At 44.2% G+C, this 13,025-nt stretch carries 10 protein-coding genes; 4 read left to right on the top strand and 6 right to left on the bottom strand.

Translation table 11 applies throughout. The features are described from left to right. Positions 1 to 77 precede the first annotated feature (77 nt). The 3 genes from BJP37_RS05615 to BJP37_RS05605 form a co-directional block, all read right to left on the bottom strand. Positions 78 to 962, bottom strand: a complete 885-nt coding sequence (locus tag BJP37_RS05615) for a hypothetical protein (RefSeq protein WP_075897136.1) — start codon at positions 960 to 962, stop codon at positions 78 to 80. A gap of 122 nt (positions 963 to 1,084) precedes the next feature. Further along, positions 1,085 to 1,231, bottom strand: coding sequence for a hypothetical protein (locus tag BJP37_RS38570; protein WP_158069441.1), 147 nt, complete (start codon positions 1,229 to 1,231; stop codon positions 1,085 to 1,087). Between the two features lie 335 nt (positions 1,232 to 1,566). Next, the gene (locus BJP37_RS05605) at positions 1,567 to 3,615 is read right to left on the bottom strand and encodes an ABC1 kinase family protein (protein WP_075897131.1); all 2,049 of its coding nucleotides are present in this window, start codon (positions 3,613 to 3,615) and stop codon (positions 1,567 to 1,569) included. Between the two features lie 297 nt (positions 3,616 to 3,912). On the opposite strand from BJP37_RS05605, the gene recN reads away from it, so the two are divergent. Together recN and BJP37_RS05595 are read left to right on the top strand one after the other, a co-directional pair. Then, on the top strand, positions 3,913 to 5,736 hold the full coding sequence (gene recN, locus BJP37_RS05600; RefSeq protein WP_075897129.1) for a DNA repair protein RecN: 1,824 nt from the start codon (positions 3,913 to 3,915) through the stop codon (positions 5,734 to 5,736). Between the two features lie 336 nt (positions 5,737 to 6,072). Continuing rightward, the gene (locus BJP37_RS05595) at positions 6,073 to 8,658 is read left to right on the top strand and encodes a GAF domain-containing protein (RefSeq protein ID WP_075897127.1); all 2,586 of its coding nucleotides are present in this window, start codon (positions 6,073 to 6,075) and stop codon (positions 8,656 to 8,658) included. Between the two features lie 141 nt (positions 8,659 to 8,799). Here BJP37_RS05595 and BJP37_RS05590 read toward each other — a convergent pair whose 3' ends face one another. Beyond that, entirely contained in the window at positions 8,800 to 9,264 is a 465-nt protein-coding gene (locus BJP37_RS05590; protein ID WP_075897125.1) for a hypothetical protein, read from the bottom strand. A gap of 708 nt (positions 9,265 to 9,972) precedes the next feature. Here BJP37_RS05590 and BJP37_RS05585 point away from each other — a divergent pair. Then, entirely contained in the window at positions 9,973 to 10,254 is a 282-nt protein-coding gene (locus BJP37_RS05585) for a helix-turn-helix domain-containing protein (protein ID WP_075897123.1), read from the top strand. A 404-nt stretch (positions 10,255 to 10,658) separates the two neighbouring features. Here BJP37_RS05585 and hisB read toward each other — a convergent pair whose 3' ends face one another. After that, on the bottom strand, positions 10,659 to 11,321 hold the full coding sequence (gene hisB / locus BJP37_RS05580; RefSeq protein ID WP_229415215.1) for an imidazoleglycerol-phosphate dehydratase HisB: 663 nt from the start codon (positions 11,319 to 11,321) through the stop codon (positions 10,659 to 10,661). Positions 11,322 to 11,550: 229 nt separating this feature from the next. Next, the gene (locus BJP37_RS05575) at positions 11,551 to 11,691 is read right to left on the bottom strand and encodes a plasmid mobilization protein (RefSeq protein WP_075897121.1); all 141 of its coding nucleotides are present in this window, start codon (positions 11,689 to 11,691) and stop codon (positions 11,551 to 11,553) included. Between the two features lie 67 nt (positions 11,692 to 11,758). Between BJP37_RS05575 and BJP37_RS05570 the strand changes: the two genes are divergently transcribed. Beyond that, complete coding sequence (locus BJP37_RS05570) at positions 11,759 to 13,003, top strand: RNA-guided endonuclease InsQ/TnpB family protein (RefSeq protein ID WP_075897119.1); 1,245 nt, start codon at positions 11,759 to 11,761, stop codon at positions 13,001 to 13,003. The last annotated feature ends 22 nt before the right edge of the window (positions 13,004 to 13,025 follow it).

Here is a 13,025-nt window from a genome sequence, read left to right as displayed (position 1 = left end):
CCGATTCCCGATTCCCGATTCCCGATTCCCGATTCCCGATTCCCGATTCCCGATTTAACACTAATGAACTAGTTAAATCAGCCAGTTACTCTAACTTCATAGTTCACGGTTCCTAGCCAAGACATCCCAGGTATTTGGTATGGCTTGAATAGTAAACTATCTAAGTTACCATACTTTACTATATGCTTGATAAAATGTTGGGAACCTTTAAAAATATCCACACTATTAGGTATAGAGTTATCTTCTGATCCTAAATTTAGAGGTAATTTAGCTAAATCCTTAATAGACTTTAACGACTCATAGGCTGAAGAAAACTGGATATAGGTAGAAATAGCGCTACGCATTTTTGAATCAAGTCCAGCCGGATTCTTAAGTTTATCTTCTTCAATAACTCCGCCAAAACGCTTTTTAAGAAACATCCTAACATTTTCTGAGTAGGACTTGGAATTATACTGATAAATCGCCTGAGTAATAGAAGATTGCTTACCAGAGTTAATCATTTCTCCTACTACGTAAGCTGCAATATCCGCAGTATAATCAGAATCTCTGGCTAACCTATCCAAAGCTTCTTCGACACTGTTAACATCTATGTTGTCATTGGGGTCTCGATAGGCCACAATAGCCGAACCAATATCTCCAGCCCATGAAGTATGGTCACCAGTCCAGCTAGTGAAATCTGACCATTGGAATCCAGGCTGATCAATTTGATCAGAAAGGGAACCGATAAAATGACCAAAGTCAGTAATTTCACCACTTAATACTAATTCATTGATATTGAGTTTTCCTTCAAATTCATCTCGAATATACTCTTGGTGATACCCCGTAGCTGTACTCCATAACCGACTAGTATATTCCTTCTTAGTGTACCCACGCAAATGATTAACAATTTCATAAGCGGATTTACCAGGGTTCTCACGTTCAATTTTCTCGATGAATTGCAATGCTTCTTGTAGTTTAGACATAGGTTTAAACTAGATGAATCCCTCTTAGTCATACTGTAACCTACGTCTTGGAGTTGTTAGATTCCGGATTTGTTGGCCAGATTTAGGTTGTCAGGTTGTCAGGTTGTCAGGTTGTCAGGTTGTCAGGTTGTCAGGTTGAAGGTTGTCAGGTTGTCAGGTTGTTCGCGTAGCGTGGCCTTTGGCCAAGGTTGTTTGGTTGAAGGTTGGATGGTTGTTTGGTTGAAGGTTGGATGGTTGAAGGTTGTTCGCGTAGCGTGGCCTTTGGCCAAGGTTGTTCGCCTTTGGCGTTCGGTGAAGGGTAGGTTGTTTGGTTGAAAGTTTGGAAGTTTAATAACCTGTAACCTGTAACCTGTAACCTGTAACCTTCAACTGCGTCACCTGTAACCTGTAACCTGTAACCTGTAACCTGTAACCTGTAACCTTCAACCTTCAACCTTCAACTTTTAACTTTCAACCTTCAACCTTCAACCGGTCAACCTTCAACCGGTCAACCTTCAACCGGTTAACCTTCAACCGGTTAACCTTCAACCTTCAACCTTCAACCTTCAACCTTCAACCTTCAACTTTCAACCTTCAACCTTCAACCAAATAATATGGCTGTAATCTATCGCATTGCAGCAGTGGGGGGCAAAACCAAGTTAGGGTTTGACCCCTGCTCATGACCGTTAAGGGTGCCATTATCAGGATTATCTTGGAGTAAAGCCTCCCGAATCATCCGAGCAATCACTCGCTGTGCCAAACTACCAGCAATTTTTTGTCCCATTTCCTGGGTCTCCTGTTTTAGGAACACTTGAGGAATAACTGGCAACAATTGCATTAGGTCAAAACCAGGAGTGTCTTGTAAAATTTGCCAAATCCGTTGGATATTCTCAGTACTTTCGGGTTTATCTTCTGGCTTCTTGTCTTGATTATCTTGATTATTTATTTCTAAGCCTAGACGTTCCTGCAAGGCATAACTGACGTTATCCAATGTCCGCCTTCCAAAGCTATCGATAGCCTTGACAATCTCATTGACCAAGTGCTCCCGGATGAAGGCTCCTCGCTCTGAAAAAATAAAGTCTAGGGTTTGATCTAAGACTTGGTTGATATCATAATCTGGAGAATTTCCAGCATTACGCAACAGGTTTTCCAGACGGTTCCAACGGAAACCCTCATCCTTGAACAGTAAATCCCTCAAGGATGCCCGTAATTCTGGTGATGAATCCGTCAATAGGCGCTTGGCTACATAAGGATAGGCTTTACTGAGTACTTTGAAATCTGGCTCAACATTAATGGCAATCCCTTCTAAGGTGACGAGGGAGCGAATAATCAGGGCATAGTAAGCGGGTACCCGGAAGGGATACTCATACATCAACGCTGATAACTGGTCAGTGATACTCTTGAAGTTGAGTTCTGCCACACTGGCTCCCAAGGCGTTGTTAAAAACCTTGGCCAGGGCAGGAATAATTGGTGTCAAGTCTGTCTCTGGGGTCAAAAACTCCAACTTCACGTAGTCATTGGCCAAACCAGGGAAGTCACGATTGACCAAATGGACAACAGCTTCAATCAAACCATAGCGCTGATACGTCTTGACTTGGCTCATCATGCCAAAGTCAATATAAGCCAGCTTGCCGTCAGAGGTGGCTAACAGGTTTCCAGGGTGAGGGTCAGCGTGAAAGAATCCGTATTCTAGTAGCTGTCGCAAGGAACAGTTTACCCCAACTTCAATCAAGTGCTTGGCATCAATGCCTTGAGCCTTGATTGTTTCCATATCCGTCAGCTTACTACCCGTTATCCATTCCATAGTCAGGACACGACGCCCAGTGTAGTCCCAGTAAATTCGGGGAACATAAATTTCTGGTAGTTTGCCGTAAAGCTTGGCAAAGCGTTCAGCATTGCGCCCTTCATGCTGATAGTCCATCTCTTCAAAGATACGGGCACCAAACTCATCCATGATGGCAACCAAGTCACTGCGCACCCGCTTGACATTGGTTTGTACCCACTGTGCAACAAGGCGTATAATGTATAGATCAAGCGTAATTTTATGTGCCAATCCTGGTCGTTGTACCTTGACCGCAACAGTTTCGCCAGTTTTAAGTTTGCCCTTATAGACCTGTCCTAAGGAAGCCGCTGCCACAGGCTTTTCAGTCAGTTCAGCGAAAATATTTTCCGGGCGATCGCCTAATTCTTCCTCGATAAATTTATAAGCCACCTCATTCTCAAAAGGTGGGAGTTGGTCTTGTAGCAGCGTCAACTCATCCAAGAAAACTTGTGGGACTAAATCCGGTCGTGTGGAAAGAGCTTGTCCGATTTTAATGTAAGCTGGTCCTAGATCGGTTAAAATTTCCCGCAGTTGAATCGCTCTGGCTCGGTTCTCGGTAACATCCCGACCGCGAAACCGATCCCACCACAGACCGAGAGCAAACGATATGAATGACCAGATAATGGTGAAAGACCGCCGTAGAATTAGCAGGTATGCCCTCTGGTACTGGGCTGCGATCGCGGACGGGTCGTACCGTGGTTTTTCTGTTTCCAAGACAGAGGATCCCGTTGTCGAGCTCAACTCTTCCTCAACTGAGCTATTGCTGCCCGACACTGGCACCAATGACTTGTCCGCATCAGCCTCTGAGTCTAGTGCTTGATGAGAAGTTGGGGAAACTGTTTTAGGATTCATAAGAAGATATTTCCGACGGACCAACAGAAGCGATTCTGTAAACTATTGTAACAAAAGGGGGATATCATTAAAACTTAATAAAGGTTCGGCAATCTTCATACCAGAATGGTGGAATAACCCATGCCTGGGTAAGAATACTGATTTTTAGTGGACAATTGACGATATGGTTAATGGTGAACGGTCAACGATTACTAGAGTTAACCCTTAGACTTCAATTGGGTATTAGGGTGTGACTTTTCCTAAATTGTTACCAAATGTGTTTAAGATCACAATTTTCCCAACAGTGAATTTTGCTCAATGTTACTTTATTTGCGAATTCACAACTTTGCCTTAATTGACCACCTAGAAGTGGAATTCGGTGCTGGTCTAAATGTATTGACTGGGGAAACCGGTGCGGGTAAGTCCATTATTTTGGATGCCATTGATATTGCCCTGGGGGGAAAAGTCACCAATCGGCTTCGCACAGGGACTAAACGGGCTTTGGTAGAAGCAACATTCTCGGTAGATAACCCCTTGATTGCTTGGTTGAGTGAGCAAGAGATTGACTTACTTGATGAAGCGGATTTGGTCTGTAGCCGAGAGATTACCGCAACAGAAAAAGGCATGCGATCGCGTTCTCGGGTCAATGGCACGATAGTCAATCGGCAACTGATGGAGGGACTGCGTGAGCGCTTGGTAGAAATTACTGCTCAGGGTCAAACCATACAGCTTATTATGCCAGCACGCCAACGAGGGCTACTCGACCTTTACGGCGGTTCCCTTGTGATCCAACAGCGAGATCGAGTTGCATCTGCGTATATAGCTTTTCAAGAGGCCAAGAAAGCTCTAGAGACACAGCAAAAGTCTCAGCAAGAACGCCTACAACGTCTGGACTGGTTAGAGTATCAAATTCAAGACCTCAGTGCTGTCAACCTTAGCGCTCCTGATGAACTTGAACAGCTTGAACGTGAACACCAGCGTCTGAACCATGTTGTGGAACTCCAACAGAGGAGTTACCAAGTCTATCAAGCACTTTACCATAATGATCAGGGGACAAAAGCAAGTGCTGACTTATTGGGTCAAGCAGAAAGTACCTTGCAAGATATGGTAGACTATGATAGTCAATTGCAACCTCTACTAGACTTAGTCAGTGGAGCATTGGCTCAAGTGGTGGAAGCTGCCCATCAGATTAATGCCTATGGAGATGGACTAGAGACTGATCCGGAACGTCTCCAAGTGGTGGAGGAAAGAATTGGGGTTCTTAAACAAATTTGCCGCAAATATGGACCAAGCCTTGCTCAGGCAATCGCTCACTATGAGACCCTACAGGCAGAACTGGAAGAATTAGGCAGTGAAGGTGCATCTCTAGAAGAATTAGAGAGAAATTACGCATTGAGTCAGGAAAACGTGACCGATGAATGTGAGCAACTGACAAAATTGCGCTACAGGGCTGGGTCAGAACTTGAAAAACAGCTGGTTAACCAGTTAAAGCCCTTGGCTATGGAGAAGGTAAAGTTTACAGTGGAAATCAACCCCATTGTACCCACGGCAGCTGGTGGAGATCAAGTCACCTTTTACTTCTCTCCCAACCCCGGAGAACCCTTGCAACCTCTTGCTAAGACGGCTTCCGGTGGAGAGATGAGTCGATTTTTACTGGCACTGAAAGCTTGTTTTTCCAGCAGTAATCAGCCAGGAACAACCTTAATTTTTGATGAAATTGATGCTGGGGTTTCTGGTCGGGTAGCAGGAGCGATCGCAGAACGACTCTACCAACTCAGTCAACGCCACCAAGTTCTTTGTGTGACTCACCAACCGTTAATTGCTGCGATGGCAGACCAACATTTTAGGGTAGATAAACAGGTGATTGCTCAACCGATTTCTAGCATTTTGAAACAACCATCTTCCCCTCAAGGTAACTGCTCTAGCAGTACTCAAGTAGTTACCCAACTCCCCGAATCGGGAATGCCCGAGCTTCGAACTGTAGTCAGGATTAGCCTCCTGAATCATCCCCAAAAGCGGCAGGAAGAAATCGCTCAGTTAGCTGGTGGACAATCGGCTCAAGATGCTATGAATTTTGCGGCTTCCTTGTTGTCCCAAGCTGCTAGCTGGCGTAAGACATGCACAGTGCTAAAACAGGACTAAGGCCAAACAGCTAAATGTTAAAACTTGTGAGGTTGTGATGCATTAGTTTAATAGTTATATCGCAATTGATTAATTAAGCTACTGACAAATTAATCTAGAATGCACTATAATCCAGTCAGGCCATGTTTAACTATCAATCAGAAAAAATCTACTCAGCGGCCAGCATAGAAGGTGCTCTCTAGGTAATCAACAGATTAGCCTTAAACCCAGATCAATTCGGTTAACTGGCTCTGACGAGTCAAGAAGTATCAATCCAAGAGTCAATAACTATAAAAAAGACTCTATCATTAGATCGCTTCAGCATTCGTAAAAGCTTTAGCGCAGGATAATTATTCTATGGTAGCTGCATCTGTTTATCAACACAATTCAAATCAGGTGGAAAAGGGGAGCATATCTGAGGCAAATTCCTCAGCAGCCGGTTCGCTAGTTGCGGCGGGACAAGGGATATCTAACTTCCTAGCGCCTTTAAACCGGGAAAGTTTAAAACAAGTAGTCCCAAGTGTAGAAAGCGCACTCCAGATCGTCAATCAAACCCTGTCGATGCTGGACGCTCTACTGGAAAACCAAGATTTTGAGAAGGTTCTCCAGGAGATTTTGAATGCGATTACTATCAAGACGGCAGAGTTAATGAATGCCGACCGAGTAACAATATTTTTTCTGGATGAAGACAAGCACGAACTTTGGTCGGTAGTGGCAAAGGGAGAGGGAAACAACACCTTAGGAGAACTGCGATTTCCAGCTGATCAGGGCATTGTTGGTGAAGTAGCTACTTTCAAACGGGTGGTTAACGTTCCCTACGATTTTTATGATGACCCTCGTTCTAATACTGCGAAAAAGTCTGACCAAAAAACTGGATATCGCACCTATACCCTGCTAGCATTGCCCCTGTTGAATCGACAGGGGGATTTAGTTGCCGTAGTCCAATTACTTAATAAGGTCAAAAATTCCTATACACAGAACGCTTCCTTAAACGAAAAAATTGATCAACAGGGCTTTACTGACGAAGATCAAAGACTGTTTAACGATTTTGCCCCTTCGATGCGGCTGGTTCTGGAATCTTCTAAGTCCTTGTACCGAGCTACCCAGAGACAAAGAGCAGCAACAGCACTGATCAAAGCCACAGAATCCCTCAATCTCAGCAGTTTGGATCTAGACGAAACCCTCACGCGGGTGATGGATGAGGCGAAAACGCTGATGAACGCTGACCGTAGTACCCTGTGGCTAATTGACCGAGAGCGTAATGAACTGTGTGCGCAAATTCCCCAAGCGGATGGTTCCTCCCAAGAAATCCGGATCCCAATGGGTGTTGGCTTTGCCGGGAAGGTAGCTCAAAGCGGTGAAGCTCTAAATATTCCTTTTGACCTATACGATCATCCCAATTCTAACAATTCCAAAAAAGTTGATCAGGAATCTGGTTATCGCACCTGTAGCCTGTTGTGTATGCCAGTGTATAACTCCAATCAAGAGTTAATAGGTGTAACCCAACTAGTCAACAAGAAAAAAAGCGGTGACTTTGAGCCCTACAATCCAAATGATTGGCCGAAAGCTCCCGAATGCTGGAAAGCAAGTTTTAATGGAATTGATGAAGACTACATGAAGGCGTTCAATATTCAAGCTGGGGTAGCCATACAGCGAGCGAAACTGTTTGCCACCATCAAACAGCAGGAACAAATTCAGCGGGATATGCTCCGCAGTCTTAGTAATGGGGTTATTTCCACCGATAAAACCGGTAAGATTATCGCTACCAATGAAAGTGCCAAGAAATTACTGGGGTATTACCCTGGAGACAGCTTGGAGGGGTTATTGGTTAGTCAGTTAATTAACATCAAAGGTGGAAATTTTGCTCAATGGCTCCAGAATGCTTTAACTGCCAAGACAGAAAAAGACAGCCGTCAGTACTACCCCGACCAAACCCTGATTTCCCAGGGGTTAGAATCAACCAAGCATTGTGTGAATCTCTCGATTAACTCTATTGCTGATGCCAGTGATCAAACCCATGTCTATGGTGCGTTGGTAGTCATGGATGACATTAGTGATGAAAAACGCCTCAAGACTACCATGTATCGCTACATGACCCAGGAGTTAGCAGAGGAATTACTTAAGCTTGATGACCATAAATTAGGAGGCGATCGCAAAGAGGTATCAGTTCTGTTCTCAGATATTCGTGGCTATACTGCCTTGACCGAAAGTTTAAAGGCAGAAGATGTCGTGGGTATGCTCAACGACTATTTTGAGTCGATGGTGGATGCAATTTTTGAATATAAAGGTACCCTCGACAAATACATTGGCGATGCGATTATGGCTGTTTTTGGTTCGCCCTTGCCCCAAGAAGATCATGCTTGGAGAGCAGTGCAAACTGCCTTAGAGATGCGCCAGCGTCTCAAAGAGTTTAATCAACAACGTGAAGAAGCTAATCGAAAACCTTTAAAGATCGGCATTGGCATCAACTCCGATAGCGTCATTAGTGGTAATATGGGTTCAACTAAACGAATGGAGTTTACCTCTATTGGTGATGGAGTAAATTTAGGTGCTCGCTTGGAAACAGCTAGCAAGCAATACGGTTGCGACATCCTAATTAGTGAAAATACTTACAGAGCCTGTGCTGACCAGATCTGGGCTAGGGAATTGGACAAGGTAATTGTTAAGGGCAAGACCAAGCCAGTATCCGTTTATGAATTAGTGGGCCTAAAATCTGAACCGATTTCTGAGTACAAAGCACGCATCATTGAACATTACTACAAAGGCCGTCAGTATTACCTCCAGCGACAGTTCGCCCTCGCCATGGGTGAGTTTGGCACTATCCTAGAAAAATATGACAAACATGACCAAGCCTCTGTATTGCACCTGAAGCGTTGTCAGCGTTTTCTTCAAGAACCTCCTAACGATGACTGGGATGGTGGCTGGAAGTTGTTAGAGAAATAGTCCTTAGTCCTTAGTGATTGCTCAAAGCATAATTGTTTCAAAGCATAATTGTTAAGACCATAGCGCCCATACAATCAACCCGATTCAACGGGTGCAAGCCTAAGTCTTGTTTCAATTAACTAAGGACTAATCGATTAACGATTAAAGAACCTTGTGAGTGTACTCATGCTGTTTGACATTATCTTCCTTAGTAACAACTCGCTGCATATTTAGCAACCGCTTGCGTTCTGTGGAAAATTTAAAGTTATCAAAGGTTGTGCCAAGGGGAATATGAGCGATCGCTTCTGGACAACTCTTGTAAGTGCGTGCAGCGGCGAGGGCTCGGTTAGTAAAATCATCGCAAAACTGAGCATCCTCTGGAAACTCAGCGGGTTTGAACAGGCTATCCCCTGAGATTACTTTACCTAGAGTCGTACCACAAGCCAATGAGTAAGATGTAGGAACACTTTTAAGCAGTGCTTCTAGAGAGGCTGAGGGGATGGGTTCAATAATTTGAACTTGATGAACTTCACCCTCTTCTTTGATAAAGCAGGTGGCTAACCCTACCACCAGGTAGTTATCGGTAGATAAATCCGGAGCATTAGCTAAGGGAGTTACAGCGGTCATAAGACGATTTCAGTACAGGATTTGAAACCAAGATAAATCACCCGCTAAGATAAATCAAATCAATAGCTTTGGTGGCATTCTATCAGGATAGCAGGTCAGCTGACACCTACCCGGTGCGCTTGACCCGTAATTAAATTCGCCACGGGTCGCACCGTTTAATCCAATAGCGGCTCACCTAAGTCTTTTCTATTTTTCTCTTCTTGATGCAGTCGCTCATGGGGGAAACCACGGCAGTCGCTCATGGTTTGAAGTTACCGTAAGATAGTGGAGCCTTGTCTTGATGCAGTCGCTCATGGGGGAAACCCCCAAGACCGCGCTGCATCGCTATTAACAAATATTTAACCCTTTTCTGCATAACCTGCTAACTATAAAGGCGACCCTATCTAAGGTTTCGTCTCCGGGGAGACCCCCAAGACCGCGCTGCCTCCCCAAGACCGCGCTGCATCGCTAAGTCTGGTGGTGGAGTGATGGCTTTTTGCCATTAAAGCAACCTTACTATCAGCCAACCAGGAGCCATATTTGACTGCAGGTGGATGACGTATAACGGATTGAGCTGTTATTTGTAGATTTAAGGATGGCTGGGTTAAATAACCTGGAAGCGTTATGATTAGGTTTCAAAAAGCAAAAGCAGTTTTTGGCTACCTGCTATTATCTGTTTTTGTTCATACCGTTGATGATATGGCTTTGAAAACTATACATTAAAGTATAATGCTACGTGAACATCATGACATAACCCTACTAAAGTTGCGCCAGCAAGTTGGCTTAACTCAGCGAGAACTTGCTGAAGCCCTTGGAGTAACCCAGAAAACCATTTCCATTTGGGAAAGGGGCAAAATGCAGCCTAAGCTCTCCTTTTGGCAGACTAAGTTAATCATGGAAAAGCTCAAATGCACCCTTGATCAGCTAATCATTGCCACTGAGCTGAAACACCAGAATGAAAATGAAATTAAACCACCAAGAATGATACCACATAATCCCAGATTTTTCTAAAACTCAAGGGTGCAATCTTGGCCTTTGGCTAGGTATGAATGAGGCACCGATTGCGGGGCTGGCTGCCTAGAATGGGTTTGCTAGCGTCAGCACTAGGGCGCTAGTCGTTTGAATCTATTACGATCTGCACAATGCGCTTTGCGCTTTGGTAAATTCTCGTTTGGATAATAGCTCAGTAAAAACCATTTCGTTACCAAATTCGTTACCAAAACTGTTACGAGGACTATGCCCACGGTTAGCATACTCTACGATCAAATGTAGTTAATGCTCCTTAGACCAGTCTAAAAGCTGTGGAACTCTTAGTCCCATGGCTTTTTGTTTGTTCTAAACCTTTAGGATTTCTCAATAGCTTTGTCTTGATGCAGTCGCTCATGGGGGGAACCCCCAAGACCGCGCTGCATCGCTTACAAAACCCCCTTAGAGCTTGGAATCATCCCTGCACGACGAGGATCAATTTCCACAGCCATGCGCATTGCCCTGGCAAATGCCTTGAATGTTGCTTCAATAATATGATGTGAATTGATGCCTTCTAGTTGGCGGATATGTAGGGTGAGCTGACTATGGTTAACCAGTGCGACAAAAAACTCTCGCACCAGCTGGGTATCATAGGTCCCGACACGCTGGGTAGGAATTTCCAAGCCATAGCTTAAGTGAGGACGTCCAGAAAAATCTAGAGATACCAGAATCAAGGCCTCATCTAGGGGAGCCAGGAAATTCCCGAAGCGAACTATTCCTTTGCGATCGCTTAATGCTTTTGCCAAGGCTTGCCCTAGGGTAATCCCAACATCTTCATTAGTGTGGTGATCATCAATTTCTAGGTCCCCCTTTGCCTGCACCTCCAAGTCAATCAGTCCATGGGAAGAGATTTGATGCAGCATATGGTCTAAAAATGGGATGCCTGTATTAGCGGTGCAGATACCTGTACCATCTAAATTCAGTGACACTTGTACATCAGTTTCCCCAGTAGTACGCCTGACTGAGGCTGTTCGCGCCTTTAACCTAGACTCTTGGGTGTTGAGAATTATCGGTCCGCTCTCGATCTGCGTCGGATTATCGCTTACTTGCATTACATCTTTACTCCTGTCTAACTTAGTCTGACTTATTAGCTGATCCGCGAGAAGCCCCGCGCTCTACCCGATAGGGTGAGCGTCTTGAAGTTACCGTAAGAATAGTGGAGCCTTTATGGTTGGCAGGCTATGTATAAAAGAGTTAAAATTCATTGATTAAGGCTCCACTATTCTAAGGCGCGCGTCTCTAGGATGATAGCTCGACAATGAAGTGAAACGGAATTGTCAACTAGGAATCCTTGGGAAGAGGAAAACGAGCTATTAAACTTCTGAGCAGTTCAGACGGGGTCATTCCTCTACGTTCAGCCTCTTGTTTGAGTTGCTTTTTATCGAAGCTAGTTAACCTGATCATTAATGTTTTATCTTTCATTTATGAATTAACATATGTAATTGTATATACTAGACTAATAATAGGTCGATTACCAGGAGAAAACAAGATGAGACTAGCAGATCAATACCGACTCAGGTTAAATAAATCGCAGATCTCCAAGATAGAGAAATGGCTAGATCGGCTGCGCTGTCAGTACAATTACCTTTTGGCAGACCGATTTAGCTGGTATGAGCAAAATCGGTCTGCTACAAATTATTGTCCTCTTGTTTGTCATCTTCCCGAACTTAGAAATAATCCTGATTATTTCTCTCAAAAGAAATCTCTACCTGGACTGAAGAAAGATAGGCCATGGTACAAGGAAATTCATTCTCAAGTCCTTCAAGATTGTGTCAAAAGGGTAGATCTAGCTTTTAAACGATTCCTGAAAGGGGATTGCAATGGAAACAAGAGCGGAAAACCACGATTTAAAAGCAAGAACAGGTACCGCTCGTTTACCTTTCCTTCTCTCACTAAGGATCCGATCAAAGGCAATATTCTGACCCTGCCAAAATTTGGACAGGTCAAGATGATTTACCACAGGCAAATTCCTGATGGATTCAAGGTAAAAACGGCCACGATTACCCGAAAAGCCGACGGTTACTATGCAACGCTGTCAATCCAAGATGATACTGTCCCGGATATTATCCCGATGCTCCGAAGGAGCCGCTATGCGAACGATAGTGTCATCAATCCCGTCGGCATAGACATGGGTCTTAAGTCTTTCTTGATAAGGTCTGACGGAACTGAGGTGCCAATTCCTCAATACTACCGAAAGGCTCAAAAACGACTTAAGAAAGTTCAAAAATCTGTTAGTCGCTCTAAGAAAGGGAGTAACAACAGAAAGAAGGCTGTTGTTAAACTTGGAAAAGCTCACAAAAAAGTAGCGGACACCAGAAAAGATTTCCATTTCAAGACCGCAAAGGAGCTACTAGATAGCCACGATCTAGTAGCTCACGAAAAGCTCAATATCAAAGGTCTAGCCAAAACCAAAATGGCTAAATCAGTTTTGGATGCTGGATGGGGTCAATTTCTGTCTATCTTGTCAGTCAAAGCGGCAAATGCTGGATTACTAACGAAGGCTGTAAATCCCCGAAACACTAGCCAAAACTGTTCTAATTGTGGCAAAAAAGTTCCCAAGAAACTAAAAGACCGCATCCATTCTTGCCCTCATTGTGGATACACAGAAGACAGGGATGTAAATGCGGCTAAAAATATCCTGTATTTGGCGGTGGGGCGTCCCGTCAGTAGTAAAGCTGACCGAGCAACCGAACCAGTAGGTGGTGTTGGTAAGAAGCCCGCGTTGTCCCGTTAGGGCAACGTCGGGAGTACGTCAC

Source organism: Moorena bouillonii PNG (assembly GCF_001942495.1).
GTDB lineage: Bacteria > Cyanobacteriota > Cyanobacteriia > Cyanobacteriales > Coleofasciculaceae > Moorena > Moorena bouillonii.
The sequence above is the reverse complement of the archived record's forward strand: the minus strand, read 5'-3'. Positions and strand labels throughout refer to the sequence as shown.